13 protein-coding genes are annotated in these 16881 nt (G+C 65.1%); 10 read left to right on the plus strand and 3 right to left on the minus strand.

The features are described from left to right. Positions 1 to 269: 269 nt before the first annotated feature. From ACFPN5_RS08400 to ACFPN5_RS08440, 9 genes are all read left to right on the plus strand, one after another. The gene (locus ACFPN5_RS08400; protein ID WP_379782062.1) at positions 270 to 1319 is read left to right on the plus strand and encodes a lysozyme inhibitor LprI family protein; all 1050 of its coding nucleotides are present in this window, start codon (positions 270 to 272) and stop codon (positions 1317 to 1319) included. 320 nt (positions 1320 to 1639) lie between these two features. Then, positions 1640 to 2188: a glutathione peroxidase gene (locus tag ACFPN5_RS08405; RefSeq protein ID WP_379782064.1), complete on the plus strand. Its 549-nt coding sequence runs from the start codon at positions 1640 to 1642 to the stop codon at positions 2186 to 2188. 202 nt (positions 2189 to 2390) lie between these two features. After that, positions 2391 to 5291, plus strand: coding sequence for a monovalent cation/H+ antiporter subunit A (locus ACFPN5_RS08410; RefSeq protein WP_379782066.1), 2901 nt, complete (start codon positions 2391 to 2393; stop codon positions 5289 to 5291). A gap of 13 nt (positions 5292 to 5304) precedes the next feature. After that, on the plus strand, positions 5305 to 5649 hold the full coding sequence (locus ACFPN5_RS08415; protein WP_379782068.1) for a Na+/H+ antiporter subunit C: 345 nt from the start codon (positions 5305 to 5307) through the stop codon (positions 5647 to 5649). Further along, on the plus strand, positions 5646 to 7265 hold the full coding sequence (locus tag ACFPN5_RS08420; RefSeq protein ID WP_379782070.1) for a monovalent cation/H+ antiporter subunit D: 1620 nt from the start codon (positions 5646 to 5648) through the stop codon (positions 7263 to 7265). Before ACFPN5_RS08415 ends, ACFPN5_RS08420 begins: the two co-directional genes overlap by 4 nt. Next, positions 7262 to 7774 carry a Na+/H+ antiporter subunit E gene (locus ACFPN5_RS08425; RefSeq protein ID WP_379782072.1) on the plus strand — a complete coding sequence of 171 codons (513 nt, stop codon included), beginning with the start codon at positions 7262 to 7264 and terminating at the stop codon, positions 7772 to 7774. Before ACFPN5_RS08420 ends, ACFPN5_RS08425 begins: the two co-directional genes overlap by 4 nt. A 14-nt stretch (positions 7775 to 7788) precedes the next feature. After that, positions 7789 to 8067 (plus strand): K+/H+ antiporter subunit F, encoded by a 279-nt coding sequence (locus ACFPN5_RS08430; protein ID WP_379782075.1) that lies wholly within the window; start codon positions 7789 to 7791, stop codon positions 8065 to 8067. Further along, positions 8064 to 8468 carry a monovalent cation/H(+) antiporter subunit G gene (gene mnhG / locus ACFPN5_RS08435; RefSeq protein WP_379782077.1) on the plus strand — a complete coding sequence of 135 codons (405 nt, stop codon included), beginning with the start codon at positions 8064 to 8066 and terminating at the stop codon, positions 8466 to 8468. Before ACFPN5_RS08430 ends, mnhG begins: the two co-directional genes overlap by 4 nt. Positions 8469 to 8525: 57 nt before the next feature. Then, positions 8526 to 8885: a DUF1428 domain-containing protein gene (locus ACFPN5_RS08440; protein WP_379782079.1), complete on the plus strand. Its 360-nt coding sequence runs from the start codon at positions 8526 to 8528 to the stop codon at positions 8883 to 8885. A gap of 30 nt (positions 8886 to 8915) precedes the next feature. On the opposite strand, the gene ACFPN5_RS08445 is transcribed toward ACFPN5_RS08440, so the two are convergent. The 3 genes from ACFPN5_RS08445 to ssb form a co-directional block, all read right to left on the minus strand. Then, positions 8916 to 11042, minus strand: coding sequence for a tetratricopeptide repeat protein (locus tag ACFPN5_RS08445; protein ID WP_379782080.1), 2127 nt, complete (start codon positions 11040 to 11042; stop codon positions 8916 to 8918). A 104-nt stretch (positions 11043 to 11146) separates the two neighbouring features. Beyond that, the gene (locus ACFPN5_RS08450) at positions 11147 to 12799 is read right to left on the minus strand and encodes an Ig-like domain-containing domain (protein ID WP_379782082.1); all 1653 of its coding nucleotides are present in this window, start codon (positions 12797 to 12799) and stop codon (positions 11147 to 11149) included. 278 nt (positions 12800 to 13077) lie between these two features. Next, positions 13078 to 13581, minus strand: coding sequence for a single-stranded DNA-binding protein (ssb, locus tag ACFPN5_RS08455; RefSeq protein WP_379782084.1), 504 nt, complete (start codon positions 13579 to 13581; stop codon positions 13078 to 13080). A 444-nt stretch (positions 13582 to 14025) separates the two neighbouring features. Here ssb and uvrA point away from each other — a divergent pair, with 444 nt between their 5' ends. Beyond that, complete coding sequence (gene uvrA / locus ACFPN5_RS08460) at positions 14026 to 16875, plus strand: excinuclease ABC subunit UvrA (protein WP_379782086.1); 2850 nt, start codon at positions 14026 to 14028, stop codon at positions 16873 to 16875. The last annotated feature ends 6 nt before the right edge of the window (positions 16876 to 16881 follow it).

Below are 16881 nucleotides of genomic sequence, written 5' to 3' on the forward strand. Positions count from 1 at the left end.
TGCGTGAGGATCACAGTCGAAAAATCAAGTAATTAACAGGGCTGCATGAGCTGTTGGTTCTATTGCACGCAATCACTTAATTTCCACTTAAGAAGGACCAACACCCCCGTTACGGAATGTAAAAAGCCTTGAGAAAACACTCAGCAGGCGAGCATTCCGGACGAGGGCTAAGCGGTGTCCTGATGCTCCGGTTGCGCCACCTCACCACCGACGAGTCCGGCTCGCGGTAGCGTTAAAGCTTCCAACAGGAAACTTTTGAGGAGAATGCGATGTCCCGTGCTTATTGGTCTCGTCATTGGCCATTTCTCGCCGCGGGCCTGCTGGCCGGCGCCGTCCAGGCAGCGCCCTACCCGAACGTGTACGGCGCCCCGCCGGAAGTCCTGCGCAGTACCGACTGGTACCGCCAATGCCTGCGCGTGGCGGGACACAAGCTGCCGCGCGAGCACCAGCCGGCGGCCCGCCCCGGCAAAAGCGAGCCTTGCGATGCCGGCGCCCTGTATTACGATGCCCTGAATGCGCCGGAGGCCGGCAAGGCCGACTGGGAAAAGGTGCGCGCCTGCGCGGTGCGCACGGAGGCCCATGGCGTGTTGATGATGCTGTACGCGAATGGCGCCGGCATGACGCCGAACTTCGATTTGGCCCTGAAGTACGCCTGCAGTATCCAGAGCCCGGTGAACGAAATGAAGGCGCGGGTCCAGCACGTGAGGCGGCGCGCCAGCGGCGGCGACCGCGCCGCGCTCGACGTCTGCGACGACGTCGCCAGTGCCGACATGCGCGGCCAGTGCGCGGCCGTGCGCGAGCGCCAGCGCGACAAGTCGCGCGCAGCCCAGCTTGCAACCGTCGCGCGCGGCTGGAGCGAGAAAGAACAGCTGGGACTGGACATGGCGATGAAGGCCGCCCAGTATTTCGCCCAGCACCGCGTCGATTACGAAACCGACGCCGGCAGCGGCGCCACCCGTTCGCTGCAGCTCGATACCCAGGCACAGGAACTCGACACCTTCAGCGCCGACGTCCTCGATGCCGAAGGGGGCAAGGCGCCACGCTTCTCGGAAGGCGAGTTCGCCGCCCTCGAGGAAAAGATGAACGAGACCTACCGCCGCTTCATGCTGACCCGCCCCGCCAGCGTCAGTTACCTCGGCACGATCCGCAAGACCGGCGTCGAGAAGACCCAGCGCGCCTGGCTGGCCTACCGCGATGCGATGGAACTGTTCGGCTCGATCCGCCACCCGCAAGTGCCGGGTTCCGGCTGGCGCGCGCTGCTGACGGCGCGCCGGATCAAGCAGCTGACCGAGCTGGATAACGCGGCGGCCGGCCGTTGAATTGACCAGCAGTCGTAGGGTGGACGACTATACCCGGCAGCGGGCGCGACACGCGGCAGATGCGCCGTCCACGCGTTCAGCAATCCGACGATCATTCGCGACCGGTCACCCGGCAGTTGAACGCGTGGACGGCACCCATGCCGCGTGAGCGCCGGCCGCCCCGTATAGCCGTCCACACTACGTGTATCGCGATCACACACCTGTCCGACAAAAGCACCTGCGCTTCCATGCCGTCAAGCCGGACCATAGTTGTCACGTTTGCCAGCACGCTTCGGCGCCACGGGGTAGGATATGCCTTCCGCATATCAAGGACAGAACCCATGAGCGCCAACTTGTTCGACATTCCGCTGCGCCGCCTGGAGGGCCAGGAAACCACGCTCGGCGACTACCGCGGCAAAGTCATGCTGATCGTCAACGTCGCCTCGCAATGCGGCCTCACGCCGCAATATGCCGGCCTCGAAAAACTGTTCGAGAAATATGAAGAGCGCGGCCTGACGGTGCTGGGCTTTCCCTGCAACGACTTCGGCGCCCAGGAACCGGGCGACGAGGCCGAGATCGCGGACTTTTGCCAGCGCAACTACGGCGTGCACTTTCCCATGTTCCAGAAGCTCGAGGTCAACCGCGAAGCGCGCCACCCGCTGTATCGCGAGCTCGTCGCCGCCCAGCCCCAGGCGCGCCAGGCGGAAGGCAGCACCTTCGCCGAGAAGCTGGCCCAGCATGGCCTGAGCCCGAAGAACCCGTCGGACGTGATGTGGAATTTCGAGAAATTCCTGGTCGGGCGCGACGGTGCGGTCATCTCCCGTTTCGCTCCCGACGTCAAGCCGGACGATCCGGCGCTGGTGGCGGCAATCGAGGCGGCACTGGGCTGAACCCGTCCCTCCAGCCCACCGGCCGGCTCGGCTAATGCGTGCCGTTGGCGGCGCAAACCCGGTAAATTAGCGCTGGTTCGAGTCTGTCCGGAGGCGCAGTGAACCAACGCACGAATGCGGTAGTGCCACAACATCTTGCCGGTGCGCCGCCGCATGCACATCTGCCGGCGCATCTGCCGGCACCTTGTCCCTGGTCACGCCGATGCTGACCCTGCTCGTCCTGCTCCCCTTCATCGGCGCGCTCATCGCCGCCTGCCTGCCGAACAGCAGCCGGGACCGGCCGGCGGCGGTCGCCGGCGCCGTCACGCTGGCGGCGCTGGTGCTTGCCATCCATGCCTTCGGCAGGGTCGGCGAAGGCGAGGTCCTGTACCAGCGCTACGAATGGCTGCCCGGGTTCGGGCTCGATCTCGTGCTGCGCATGGATGGCCTGGCCTGGGTGTTTACCGTGATGGTGCTCGGCATCGGCTTGCTGGTGCTGCTGTATGCGCGCTACTACATGTCGCGGCGCGACCCGGTGCCGCGCTTTTTTTCCTACATGCTCGCCTTCATGGGCTCGATGCTCGGCGTGGTCCTGTCCGGCAACCTGATCCAGCTGGTCGTGTTCTGGGAACTCACCAGCGTCACGTCCTTCCTCCTGATCGGTTACTGGCAACACCGCAACGACGCCCGGCGCGGCGCGCGCATGGCCTTTACGGTCACCACCATCGGCGGACTGTGCCTGCTGGCAGGGGTCCTGATCCTCGGCCACATCGTCGGCAGCTACGACCTCGACGCCGTGCTCGCCGCTGGCGACCAGGTGCGAGCCCACGACTGGTACCGGTCGGTGCTGGTGTTGGTGGCGCTCGGCGCGCTGAGCAAGAGCGCCCAATTTCCCTTTCACTTCTGGCTGCCGCACGCGATGGCCGCGCCAACCCCGGTATCGGCCTACCTGCACTCGGCGACCATGGTCAAGGCCGGGGTGTTCCTGCTGATCCGCCTCTGGCCCACGCTCTCCGGCACCCCGGAATGGACCTGGATCCTCGGCGCCGCGGGCGTATGTACCCTCCTGATCGGTTCCTTCTTCGCGATCTTCCAGAACGACATGAAGGGGCTGCTGGCTTATTCCACCATCAGCCACCTGGGCCTGATCGTCGTCCTGCTCTCCATCGGATCGCCGCTGTCGGTGGTGGCGGCGATCTTCCACACGATGAACCACGCGGTGTTCAAGGCCTCGCTGTTCATGGCGGTCGGCATCATCGACCACGAGACCGGCACCCGCGACATGCTCGAGCTGCGCGGGCTGGGGCGCGCCATGCCCTACACCGCGGCGCTCGCCATCGTCGCCAGCGCGGCCATGGCCGGCGTGCCGCTGCTCAACGGCTTCCTCTCGAAGGAAATGTTTTTTAGCGAAACGATGCAGGTCGGCGGCACCGAGAACTGGTGGATGTCGTACGCGGCCGTGGCCATGGGCGTGTTCAGCGTCGCCTACTCGCTGCGCTTCATCAGCGTGTTTTTCGGCCCGCTGGCGAAAAACCTGCCACAGGACCCGCACGAGCCGCCGCGCTGGATGCGTTTCCCGGTTGAATGCCTGGTGGTGCTGTGCATCGTGGTGGGCATCATGCCCGAGCGCGCGGTCGGAACGGTGCTGGCCGTGGCGGCGCAGTCGGTGCTGGGCGCTCCCTTGCCCGAATACAGCCTGGCGATCTGGCACGGGTTCAACTTGCCGCTCATGATGAGCGCGGCGGCGCTGGCCGGCGGTGTGCTGTTCTACGTCGTACTGCGACGCTACGCAGGCCTGGCCGAGCGCGACGAAGTACCGGTCCTGTACCGGCTGAATGGCGCCCAGGCCTACGAGAGCACCCTGCTGGCGCTGTCGCAGGCGGCGGCCTGGCTGCTGCACTGGACCGGCACCCGGCGCCTGCAGCTGCAGTTGCTGGTGCTGATGGTCGCGATGGTAGCCGTGCCGCTGCTGGTGGTGCGGCCCCTGCCCGTGCTGCCGGCGCTGCGCCTGTCCGCGCTCGACCCGCTGTTCGCCCTGCTGTGGGTGATCGGCGCCGCCTGCGCGGTGGGCGCGGCCTGGCAGGCGAAATACCACCGCCTGGTCGCCCTGATCCTGGTCGGCGGCACCGGCGTCGTCACCAGCCTGACCTTCCTGTGGATGTCGGCGCCGGACCTGGCGCTCACCCAGTTGATGGTCGAGACCGTGACCACGGTGCTGATCCTGCTCGGCCTGCGCTGGCTGCCGCCGCGCCTGGCGCCAGCTGGCCTGGCGGCGCACATCCCTCCCAGCACCTGGCTGCGCCGCGCGCGCGACGGCGCCGTCGCGCTGGCAGGCGGCCTCGGGCTGGCCGCCGCCACCTACGCCCTGCTCTCGAGCAAGCCGCCGCCCACCATCAGCGACTTCTACCTCGAACGTGCCCTGACCGAGGGCGGCGGCGCCAACGTCGTCAATGTGTTGCTGGTGGACTTCCGCGGCTTCGACACACTGGCCGAAATTACCGTGCTCTCGATCGTCGCGCTGACCGTCTACGCGCTGCTGCGGCGTTTCCGGCCGGCGCCCGAGAGCGTCGCCATTCCCGTACAGCAGGCCAGCGACGTCGACCCGGCCGCGACCGAGTCGCCGGCGCAGCAGGCCGGCAGCGGTTACCTCATGGTCCCGGCCATCTACCTGCGCTTCCTGCTGCCCTTCATGGGCATCATCGCGGTCTACTTCTTCATGCGCGGCCATAATCTGCCGGGAGGGGGTTTTGTTGCCGGGCTGATCTTTGCCACCGCGCTCATCGTGCAGTACATGGTCGCCGGCACCGATTGGGTCGAATCGAAGCTGCGCCTGCGCCCCCACCGCTGGATCGGCTGGGGCCTGGCCACCGCCTGCGGTACCGGCCTGGGCGCCTGGCTGTTCGGCTATCCCTTCCTCACCAGCCACACCGCGCACCTGAACCTGCCGCTGCTGGGCGAGATTCACATCCCGAGCGCCTTCGTATTCGACCTCGGCGTGTTCCTGGTCGTGGTCGGCACGACCATGCTGATCCTTGTCGCCCTGGCGCACCAGTCGCTGCGCAGCCACCGTGCCGCGCCCGGGGCCACCCGCAGCACCATTCCCCCGGCCAAGGAGATTGCATGATGGAAGCCGCGTAATGGAAGCCGTTCTTTCGCTCGCCATCGGCATCGTGTTCGGCGCCGGCATCTGGCTGCTGCTGCGTCCGCGCAGCTTCCAGGTGCTCGCCGGCCTGATGCTGATGTCGTATGCAGTCAACCTGTTCATTTTCGTCATGGGTCGTGTCTGGCTCGACCGGCCGCCGTTCACTCCGGCCGGCACCGTGCCCGACCCGTCGGTACTGGCCGATCCGCTGCCGCAGGCGCTGGTGCTCACCGCCATCGTGATCGGCTTCGCCACCACGGCGCTGTACCTGGTGGTGATGATCGGCGCGCGTGGCATCACCGGCACCGACCACGTCGACGGCGAGGAACCGGAAACATGACGCCACACCACCTTATCATCCTGCCGGTCCTGCTGCCGCTGCTGTGCGGCGCCGCGCTGGTGCCGCTGACCCAGGCCCGGCACCGGTTCAAGTTTGCACTGAGCTACGCCTCGGTACTGGGCCAACTGATCACTGCCTGCCTGCTGATGGCGCAGGCCGACAACGGCGCCTGGCCGGGCGACATTGGCGTGTATCTCGCGGCCAACTGGGCGGCGCCCTTCGGCATTGCGCTCGTGGCCGACCGGCTGTCCGCACTCATGCTGCTGCTGACCGCCGTGCTGGCGCTGGCAGCCCTGCACTATGCAATGCAGCGCTGGAGCCGGATCGGCGTGCATTTCCACCCGCTGTTCCAGTTCCTGCTGATGGGCATCAACGGTGCCTTCCTCACGCACGACCTGTTCAACCTGTTCGTCTTCTTCGAGGTGATGCTGGCAGCCTCGTATGGCCTGGTGCTGCACGGCTACAACGCCGAGCGCCTGCGCGCGAGCATGCAATATATTGCGGTCAACCTGGTGGCCGCCCTGATGTTCCTGCTCGGCACCGCCCTGATCTATGCGACCACCGGCACCCTCAACCTGGCCGACGTGGCGCTGCGCATCAGCACCATGGCGCCAGGCGAGATCGGGTTGCTGAAGACCGGCGTCGCGGTGCTGGCGCTGGCCTTCCTGACCAAAGCCGCCATGTGGCCGCTCGGCTTCTGGCTGCCGACCACCTATGCCGCCGCTTCTCCGCCGGTGGCGGCGATGCTGGTGCTGATGACCAAGGTCGGCGCCTACGTCATCCTGCGCCTGTGGCTGCTGCTGTTCGGAGACGAAGAGGGCGCCGCCGCCGGGTTCGGCTACGACGCCCTAGTGTGGGGCGGCATGGCCACCATCGTATTCGGCGCCGCCGGGATGCTCTCGACCGACAGCGCCGGGCGCATGGCGGGCTACAGCGCGATCGTCTCCTCCGGCACTCTGCTGGCAGTGATCGGCTACGGCCAGCCGTCGCTGGTGACGGCCGGCCTGTACTACCTGATCGGCTCGACACTGGCGGTGGCCGCCTTCCTGCTGCTGATCGAACTGATCGACCGCATCCGCACCCCGGGCGCGGCGATCCTGGCGCTGACGATGGAAGCCTGGGCCGTCGAAGACACCCCGGACGAACCGCGCGGCAAGGGCGTGCCGGCGGCGATGGCCTTCCTCTCGCTCGCCTTTGCCGCCTGCGCCCTGATGATCGCCGGGCTGCCGCCGCTGTCGGGTTTCGTCGCCAAATTCGGCATGTTTCATGCGCTCCTGAATCCGGAAGCCGGCAGCGGCGCCATTGGCCCGACCGGCTGGACGCTGATGGCGCTGATCATCGTTGCCGGCCTGGTCGCCCTGATTTCGATGCTGCGCTATGGCGTGCGCACCTTCTGGGCCGCGGAAATGGTAACGCCGCCGAAGCTGCAGCTGTCGGAAGTGGCGCCGGTCAGCGTATTGCTGCTGCTGTCGGTGGCGATGACGGTGCAGGCGCGCCCGCTGTTCGACTATCTCGGCCGCGCCAGCGCCGACCTGCACGACCCGGGCAAGTATGCACGCCGGGTGCTGGGCGAACCGGCCCTGCCCGGCCCCACCAGCCGGCCGGAGGCGCCATGAAGGGCCTCATCAGGCGCTGGCTGCCGCATCTGGTCGTCTCGACGGTGCTGTGCGCGCTGTGGCTGCTGCTGAACCAGGCCTTCGACGCCGCCAGCATCCTGCTCGGCGCCGTGCTCGGCATTGCCGTACCGCTGCTGGTGGAACGCCTGCAGCCGCTCGGCTATCCGCGCATGCGCGCACCTCTTACCCTGCTGCGCCTGCTGCGCATGGCGACGGTCGAGATTGCGCGCTCCTGCTTCAACGTCAGCCGCATCATCCTGTTCTCGGATCACAGGACGGTCAATTCCCAGTTCATCCGCGTGCCCCTGTCGATCCGCGATCCCTACGGCCTGGCCATGCTGTCCTGCCTGCTCAACATGACGCCGGGCACGGTCTGGGTCGAAATCCTGCCGGAACGCTACGAGCTGTCGCTGCACGTGTTCGACCTGCACGACGAAGGATGGTGGATCAACACCATCAAAATGCGCTATGAACAGCCCCTGATCGACATCTTTGAAACACATCCTTGAAACGGAGAGCGCCTGTGGCGACCTTGCTTGAACTATCCATCGCCTATGCACTCGTGTGCGTGCTGGTGGCGATGATGCTGTGCGCGTTGCGCCTGTTGATCGGCCCGTCCGCGCACGACCGCGTGCTCGCGCTCGACACCTTGTGGATTGCCGGCATGCTGCTGGCGCTGGTGCTGGGCATCCGCTTTGGCACGCAAGTGTATTTCGAAGTGGCGGTGCTGATTGCGCTGATCGGCTTCGTCTCGACGGTCGCACTGGCGAAATTCCTGATGCGCGGGGAGATCATCGAATGAGCGGCATTCCCGATTTGCCGGCCTGGGCCGCGCTGCCCGTCTCGCTGCTGCTGATCCTGGGCGCGACCATCGCCCTGATCGGCGCGCTCGGCCTCTTGCGCCTGCCCACGTTCTACAAGCGCATCCACGGCCCGGCGATCACCATCACCTTCGGCGCCGGCTGCATCCTGCTTGCCTCGATGCTGTATTTCACGGCAACGCAGGCGCGCCTGGTGATCCATGAAGTGATCATTGCCGTTTTCCTGCTGATGACGGCGCCCGTGGTGTCGATGCTGATCATGCGCGCGGCAGTGTATCGCGACCTGCGCGCGCGGAAGCACAAGGCCGGCGCCACCGCGGGTGGCGTCTACACGATCGTGGAGGAAGAGACGGCAGGCAGCACGCCGCCGGGCAAGCGCTAGCGGGATTTTTCCGAGGCCGGCGAGGTCTCAACGATACCCAAACAGAGGAGAACGATCATGGCCTATGTCGATGGTTTCGTTATTCCGGTCCCCACGGCCAAGCTGGACGCCTACTGGGACATGTCCAACAAATGTGCAGACATCTGGCGCGAGCTCGGTGCGCTGGAGTATCGCGAATGCATCGGCGACGACGTCAAACCCGGCAAGCTGACCTCGTTTCCGCAGAGCGTCAACCTCGAAGAGGGCGAAGTCGTCGTGTTTGCCTGGATCGTCTACGAATCGCGCGCCAAACGCGACGAGGTCAACGACAAGGTCATGCACGACCCGCGCATGGCCGAATTCATGAAACCGGAAAACATGCCCTTCGACGGCAAGCGCATGATCTGGGGCGGGTTCGAGATGGTGGTCGACAAATAGGACCAGCGCGGCCCGCAGGGCAACGGCGCGTCAGCCCTTGCCCGCGGTTGCGCGTGGCGCCAGCGCGTTGGCCAGCGCTTCCCGTCCAGTCTGCCGGTATAAATCGGCCAGCTGCTTTCGCGTCGCGTGGACATATGGATGACTCGGCAGCAGCACCCGCTCCCTGATCGACAGCGCGCGCACCAAGTGCGGCTCGGCGTTCGCCGCCTGGCCCTGGGCGAGGTACATGGCGCCGAGCGCGTGCAGCGTGGCGGCAATCTCCGAATGTTCCGGGCCAAGCGTGCGTTCACGCACGGCCAGCGCACGCTCGAGGTAATCTTTGGCCTGGCTGAACTTGCCCTGATGCGCATACACGCTACCGAGCGCATGGTGGGCATAGGCCAGCTCCGGATGATCGCGTCCCAGCAGCTTTTCCCCCATGGCGAGCGCCCGGGTACACATCGTTTCGGCCTGCGCATAGCGTCCCATTGCGTCGTACAGGCCGCCGAGGTTGTTGAGCGAGGCAGCAATGCTGTAATGTTCCGGGCCATATGCCACTGACTTGATCGCCAGGGCGCGCTCGAAGGCTTTTTCCGCTTCCTCATACCGGCCGAGACTCTGGTACAGCGACCCCAGGTTGTTCAGCGTCGAGGAAACTCCCTTTCCCTGTGCTCCCTCCAGCTTCTCCCTGATGGCAAGCGCACGCTTGTTCAGCAGCTCGGCCTGGGTAAAATCTCCCCGCGCCCAGTGGATGAGAGCGAGATTGCCCAGGATTGAGGCCAGTTTCGTGTCGTCGCCGCCGGCGCCTGCCTTGTGCGCCGCCAACAGCCGCTGCAATACGGCCTCTGCCTTCCCGAATTCTTCGGTCACGTTATACAGGGCGGACATCTTGTCGAGTACCTCGAGTACGGCTGGACTGTCGCGCCCATACAGTTGCTCGCGCATCCCGAGCGTACGCAGGTACAAGGCTTCGGCCTGCGCAAGCTCCCCCAGGTTGTGGTGGTTGAGTGCAAATGCCCGCAACGCGCGCTGCAGCCGCTCCGGATCCTTGTCGGGCATGCCCTCGATGAGCGTCACCAGGCGCTTCAGGTACGGATGGGCGGCGCTGAACTTCATCTGTTGGGAAAGCGCCGCGGCCAGCTGCGGCAGCAGTTCCAGCAGCGCTTTGCCGTCTTCCGGCGCCCGCTCGGCAATCGCCAGGCCGCGCCGGGCCATGCTTTCCGTCTGCACCGGCTTGCCGAGTTCGTTGTAGAGGATCGCCAACCGATAAAAAATGTCGGACGTGCCGGGTTCCCCGGCCTTCGCCTTGGCCTCGGCCTCGTCCAGCCAGGCCTGGGCCCGGTGCTCGCCAGCCGGTCCGCCCAGTTTGTCGAGATACAGCCGGGCCAGGCGCACCTGGGCTTCGTCCTGGCCGCCGGCCAGCGCCTTTTCATACAAGTCGATTGCGGCGGCCTCGTCCTTCGGAATGCCGTTGCCCGTCTCGTGGACACGTCCGAGCTGGAACTGCGCGAACGAATTGCCATGGAGTGCAGCTTTTCGAAGAAGATTGATGCCTTTTTTCTTGTCCTGCGCCACACCTTCGCCTTGCATATACAGCCAGCCGAGATCCGCTTGCGCAGTGGGATCGCCCTGGTCGACCGCTTTCCGGTACCAACGCACGGCTTCCGCCAGGTCCTTGTCAACGCCGTTGCCGTCCTCGTAGGCCGTGCCCAGGTCGCGCTGCGCGCGCGCATACCCCTGCTGGGCTGCTTTCCGAAACCAGCCGAATGCTTGGACGGGGTCCTGCGCAACACCGGTACCGTTGCGGTACATCAGGCCAAGGTTGTGCTGCGCAATCGCATTGCCCTGCTCGGCAGACTTGAGGTACCAGCGCATTGCCTCGCCAACGCTGCGCGGTACGCCCTCACCCTGCTCGTATGCATAACCCAGGTCGAGCTGGGCACCAGCGTGCCCGCGTTCGGCAATGACGCGGAACAGTTCAGCAGCACGGAAATGGTCCTGCCGCACACCATCACCTTCTCTGTACGCAATTGCTTGCGCATACAGGCGCTGCGTTTCCTGCCGGGACAGGTCAGCAATGACCTGCAGCGGCGAGACGCGCGGCGTCGGGACAGTCGCTGTGGCCCAGCCGGCACACAGGAGGAAGGGGACGACGCGGGCGGCAGTTCTGAGACGCATGGATATCGTTCAGTCAAGAAAGCTCAAAGTGTGCCATTCCATTTTGAAACAAACAACATGTATAACGCGTCTAACCCGGCAAGCTGACCGCGTTTACGCAGGGCCTAGCGATAGCGGTTGGCCGCCACGACATAGCGGGGCGTGCCCCCCACGGACACCCAGGCCTGCCAAACGGCGGTCAGGTTGCCGGTGGCATCGATCACGCTGATCACGTCGTTGGCGAACACGTTTTCGGCGCCCTCCAGCTTGCCGATGGCGGCCGGCGCGCCCCATTGCGCCTCGGTGGCGCCGAACCGGATGGCCATCGGCTGCCCCTCGTCGGGATACAGCAACATGAGGTTGCCGGCGATGTCGGCGCTCAGGGCATAGCTGACACTGCCCGGCGGCGCCCTGCCGATCCGTGCGGCTGGCGCCCACATAGACGTCTGGCGGCTTGATCGCGCGCTATAAATACCCCTGGACTGGGTCCAGACGACCGTCGCGATGCCGGCAGCATCCGCCACCACGCTGGGGCTGGCGGCGCCAAGCGCGTCGATGTCGGCGCTGACGCGGACGGCCTCGCTCCACTTGCCGGCGACCGTGTCGAAGCGCGCGGCCGCAATGTAGGGAACGTCCATGATCATGCCGCCGTGGATCCAGGCCAGCGTCGCGCCGCCCAGGGTGTCGGCGGCCAGCGCGAACGGGCGGTGGGTCACGTTGTCGTCAAGCTTGACGGGGGCGCTCCACGTACCGGTCTGGACGTTGAAACGCGCCACCTTCATGCCGGGATCGACACTGCCGCGATCGGCCCAGGCGAGCGTGCTGTTGCCGGCTGCGTCGACCACCAGCTGCAGGTTCATCATGGCGCTCGCTTCGCCTGGCTTGGTGATTTCCTGGGGCGCACTCCAGGTGGCGGACGCCGGATCGAAGCGGGTGCCGAACAGGCTGCGGGTGGCCGATTCCACCACCACGGTGAGGCGGCCCATGCCGTCGACCGCGAACACCCGTGCCCCTGCGGCCGTTCCCGCCGGCGCGCCGGCGAACGGCGTGAGGCGTTCCCACACGGCCGTTTCAGGCATGAAACGCGCCATCTTCCGGGTCAACGTCCCGCTCCTGTAGGTGGACCACACGAGATAGGTGTGCACGTTGGCGTCCGAGTACATTTGCATGCCGCCGACGTCGCTGAACACGTCCTCGGCGGTATCGAAAACCACCGGGGCGCTCCAGGCGCCGGTCTGGGCATTCATCCGGCTGACGAAACCGGTGGCGAGACCGTTGACCTGGTGGCGCCAGGCGGCGGTCACATTGCCCGCCCTGTCGATCGCCACCGCCGGCGCGTTGCCCCCAGTGAAATACGGCATCGTTGCCACCTGGCTGACCGCGCCCCAGGTTTGCTGCGCGGTGGTGAACGAGCGGGTGGTCGGCGCGTTCAACAGGCGGCCGTCCTTGTCGCGGATGCTGGAGGCGAAACTCATCGTGAACCTGGTTCCGCCGGGAAGCGCGGGAAGGGCGGGCGCCAGGCTGACCTCGCTACCGGCGGTCCACGCCATACCCGGCAAGGCGTTGCCTAGCGGACCCAAAAGCTGGGCACTGGACGCAGTCACCGTGGCGGGATCGAGGGCCGTGTTGAAGGTGGCGGCAACCTTGCCGCTGCGCGACACGGCGGTCTCCCCGTCCGCCGGCTGGGTGGACACGACGGCGAATGCCGCGGGCGGCGGTGGCGGTGGCGTCGGGGCGACCGGCGGCGGAGGAGGAAGGGGCGCGACCGGGGGCGGCACGGGCGCTCCACCTCCCCCACCGCCCCCGCAGCCTGACAACAGGGCAATGGCGAATGACAAGGCAGTAGCGCACGTACGTCGGCTCATCTCGGATGTTCCTACAGGAAATTTAGAGCGCCTAATATACGTGTTTTTTGGCCATCAAATATCGCGCTTTGTAACAAGCTACCTCGCATGGCAAAGCCGGGGCGGAGAAGCATGCACGCATCCGGGCGGCAAAGAAAAACGCCTTGCAAGGCAGACTTGCAAGGCGTTGCTGTCGATTCCGGTTCCGTTGCTTAGAACGGGATATCGTCATCCATATCCGAGAAGTTCGGCGCCGGGCGCTGTGGCTGCGGACGGGCTGCCGGGGCCGGTGGTGCCTGGCGCGGGGCCGGGCGCTGTTGCTGCTGCTGTGGCTCGTAGCCGCCGCCGTCATCCATGCCGCCGCTGTCGCCGCCCATGCCCGAACGGCCGCCCAGCATCTGCATGTTCTCGGCGATGATGTCGGTTGCGTAGCGCTCGATGCCGTCCTTATCCGTGTACTTGCGGGTCTGCAGGCGGCCTTCGACGTAGACCGACGAACCCTTCTTCAGGTACTGGCCGACGATCTCGGCGAGGCGGCCGAAGAACGAAATGCGGTGCCATTCGGTCAGCTCTTTCTGTTCGCCCGTGTTCTTGTCCTTCGACTTGAACGAGGTGGCGACCGCGATGTTCGCGATGGCGTCGCCGCTCGGCATGTAGCGGATTTCCGGATCGCGGCCGAGGTTGCCGACGATGATGACCTTGTTGACTGATGCCATGGTGTGACTCCTTCAGGTGGTGTGAGCCCTGGCTCTGCACGTGACTAAGCGCCAGGGAACTGTGGTGATTCAGCACGCTATTATGAGGCTGAGCGGCGCGCGAGAAAAGCACTTTTGAGGGGACAAAAAAGCACGTTTTCGCTGCCATAAATGTGGCACTTCCCGGAAATTCCAGCCAGCTACGCCCCCGGCCCATCATTTCTCAAATTTATTTGCAGGTCCTGAACAGTTTGTCATTGAACGGCGCCCGATGCAGCCCACATAGGTGGGAACGCTGCATTTTCGGGGCATGACAGGCTGGCATCGCTGGTACAGAAACCACTGGACAAATGTACAGCCGAAACAAAAACGCGCTAAACTAGCAGATTCCCCCTGTTTTTCTTGCTCACCGCGACAGTATCGTGCGCGGATCCGCACAAACTTATTGAAAGCCTGCCAACCTTAATGGAAGAAATTCGAATTCGTGGTGCCCGCACGCACAACCTCAAGAACATCAATCTTGACCTGCCGCGCAACAAGCTGATCGTCATCACCGGCCTGTCGGGCTCCGGCAAGTCCTCGCTCGCCTTCGACACCCTGTATGCCGAAGGCCAGCGCCGTTACGTCGAATCGCTGTCGGCCTACGCGCGCCAGTTCCTGCAGCTGATGGAAAAGCCGGACGTCGACCTGATCGAAGGTCTGTCGCCGGCCATTTCCATCGAGCAGAAAGCGACCTCGCACAATCCGCGCTCGACGGTGGGCACCGTCACCGAAATCCACGATTACCTGCGCCTGCTGTACGCACGCGTGGGTACGCCGTATTGCCCGCAGCACCCGCACGAGCCCCTGGCTGCGCAAACTGTCTCGCAGATGGTCGATGCCGTGCTGGCCATGCCGGAAGGCACGAAACTGATGATCCTGGCGCCGGTCGTCGCCGGCCGCAAAGGGGAACATTCCGACCTGTTCGCGGCAATGCAGGCGCAGGGCTTTGTCCGTTTCCGCGTCCAGAGCGGCGTCGCCCCGGCCCGGATCGTCGAGATCGACGACCTGCCGAAACTGAAAAAGACGGAAAAGCACTCGATCGACGTGGTGATCGACCGCATCAAGGTCAATCCCGAGATCAAGCAGCGCGTGGCCGAGAGCTTCGAGACGGCATTGCGCCTGGCCGATGGCCGCGCCGTCGCCTTCGAGATGGACACCGAGCAGGCGACCGTGTTCTCCAACAAGTTCGCGTGCAACGTCTGCGGCTATTCGCTACAGGAACTCGAGCCGCGCCTGTTCTCGTTCAATAACCCGATGGGCGCCTGCTCGGAGTGCGACGGCCTCGGCCACATCGAGTTCTTCGACCCGAAGCGCATCGTCGCCTTCCCGAACCTGTCGCTGGCCTCGGGCGCGGTAAAGGGCTGGGACCGCCGCAATCAGTTTTACTTCACGATGCTGACGAACCTGGCGGCCCATTACGAATTCGACCTCGACAAGCCTTTCGAGCAATTGCCGAAAGACGCGCAGGACGCCGTCCTGTTCGGTTCCGGCAAGTCGTCGATCCCGTTCACCTATGTGAACGAGCGCGGCCGCACGGTGATTCGCGAGCACACCTTCGAGGGCGTGGTGAACAACCTGCAGCGCCGTTACCGCGAATCGGATTCGATGGCGGTGAAGGAAGAACTCGCAAAATTCATCAACGAAAAGAAATGCCCGTCCTGCGACGGCGCGCGCTTGCGCACCGAAGCGCGTTTCGTGAAGATTGGCCAGGGAGCGCAGCAGCGCGCCATTTATGAGGTGTCCGATAAACCCCTGCGCGACACGCTGGAATTCTTCGAGACCCTGGTCCTGACCGGCGCCAAGAAGGACATCGCCGAGCGCGTGATCAAGGAAATCATCGCGCGCCTGAAATTCCTGAACAACGTCGGCCTCGATTACCTGTCGCTCGACCGCAGCGCCGACACCCTGTCTGGCGGCGAAGCCCAGCGCATCCGCCTGGCCTCGCAAATTGGTTCCGGCCTGACCGGCGTGATGTACGTGCTCGACGAGCCGTCGATCGGCCTGCACCAGCGCGACAACGACCGCCTGATCGGCACCCTGAAGCACCTGCGCGACATCGGCAACAGCGTGCTGGTGGTCGAGCACGACGAAGACGCGATCCGCACCGCCGACTACATCGTCGACATGGGTCCGGGCGCCGGCGTGCACGGCGGCCAGATCATCGCCGAAGGCACGCTCGAGCAGATCATGGCGAACGAGCACTCGATCACCGCGCAGTACCTGGATGGCCGCCGCAAGATCGTGGTGCCGAAGAAACGCACGCCGGCCAACCCGGAGCGCCAGCTGCTGATCACGAATGCCACCGGCAACAATTTAAAAGGCGAGACCCTGAAGCTGCCGGTGGGGCTGATGACGTGCATCACGGGCGTCTCGGGTTCCGGCAAGTCGACGCTGATCAACGACACGCTGTATCCGGCGCTGTCGCGCCACCTGTACGGCTCGCAGACGGAACCGGCGCCGCACGACGCGATCTACGGCCTGGAACACTTCGACAAGGTCATTTCCGTCGACCAGGCGCCGATCGGCCGCACCCCGCGCTCGAACCCGGCGACTTACACCGGCCTGTTCACGCCGATCCGCGACCTGTTCTCGACCGTGCCGACCGCCAAGGAACGCGGCTATTCGGCCGGCCGCTTCTCGTTCAACGTCAAGGGCGGCCGCTGCGAAGCCTGCCAGGGCGACGGCGTGATCAAGGTCGAAATGCACTTCCTGCCGGACGTGTACGTGCCCTGCGATGTCTGCCACGGCAAGCGTTATAACCGCGAAACGCTGGAAGTGCACTACAAGGGCAAGAGCATCACCGAAGTGCTGGAGATGACGGTGGAAGACGCGCACGAGTTCTTCAAGCCGGTGCCGGTGATTGCGCGCAAACTGCAGACCTTGCTGGATGTCGGCCTCGGCTACATCAAGCTGGGCCAGAGCGCCACCACCCTGTCTGGCGGCGAGGCGCAGCGCGTGAAATTGTCGCTGGAACTGTCCAAGCGCGACACGGGGCGTACCTTGTACATCCTGGACGAGCCGACCACCGGCCTGCACTTCGCCGACATCGACTTGCTGCTGAAAGTCATCCACCGCCTGCGCGACCAGGGCAACACGCTGGCGATCATTGAGCACAACCTCGATGTGATCAAGACGGCGGACTGGATCGTCGACCTGGGTCCTGAAGGCGGCGCCGGCGGCGGCAGGATCGTCGCGACCGGCACGCCGGAAGAAGTGGCGCAGAACCCGGAGAGCGTGACGGGCAAGTACCTGGGACCGCTGCTGGTGCAGTAAGCCGGC

This window comes from Massilia niabensis, assembly GCF_042655085.1.
Taxonomy (GTDB): Bacteria; Pseudomonadota; Gammaproteobacteria; order Burkholderiales; family Burkholderiaceae_D; genus Telluria; species Telluria niabensis.

Excerpts from the sequence above, each read along its gene's own strand:
- ACFPN5_RS08425 (WP_379782072.1), top strand. The coding sequence starts at position 7,262 with ATGAAGGGCCTCATCAGGCGCTGGCTGCCGCATCTGGTCGTCTCGACG.
- uvrA (WP_379782086.1), top strand. The coding sequence starts at position 14,026 with ATGGAAGAAATTCGAATTCGTGGTGCCCGCACGCACAACCTCAAGAAC.
- ACFPN5_RS08410 (WP_379782066.1), top strand. The coding sequence starts at position 2,391 with ATGCTGACCCTGCTCGTCCTGCTCCCCTTCATCGGCGCGCTCATCGCC.
- ACFPN5_RS08445 (WP_379782080.1), bottom strand. The coding sequence starts at position 11,042 with ATGCGTCTCAGAACTGCCGCCCGCGTCGTCCCCTTCCTCCTGTGTGCC.
- ssb (WP_379782084.1), bottom strand. The coding sequence starts at position 13,581 with ATGGCATCAGTCAACAAGGTCATCATCGTCGGCAACCTCGGCCGCGAT.
- ACFPN5_RS08440 (WP_379782079.1), top strand. The coding sequence starts at position 8,526 with ATGGCCTATGTCGATGGTTTCGTTATTCCGGTCCCCACGGCCAAGCTG.
- mnhG (WP_379782077.1), top strand. The coding sequence starts at position 8,064 with ATGAGCGGCATTCCCGATTTGCCGGCCTGGGCCGCGCTGCCCGTCTCG.
- ACFPN5_RS08415 (WP_379782068.1), top strand. The coding sequence starts at position 5,305 with ATGGAAGCCGTTCTTTCGCTCGCCATCGGCATCGTGTTCGGCGCCGGC.
- ACFPN5_RS08420 (WP_379782070.1), top strand. The coding sequence starts at position 5,646 with ATGACGCCACACCACCTTATCATCCTGCCGGTCCTGCTGCCGCTGCTG.
- ACFPN5_RS08405 (WP_379782064.1), top strand. The coding sequence starts at position 1,640 with ATGAGCGCCAACTTGTTCGACATTCCGCTGCGCCGCCTGGAGGGCCAG.
- ACFPN5_RS08400 (WP_379782062.1), top strand. The coding sequence starts at position 270 with ATGTCCCGTGCTTATTGGTCTCGTCATTGGCCATTTCTCGCCGCGGGC.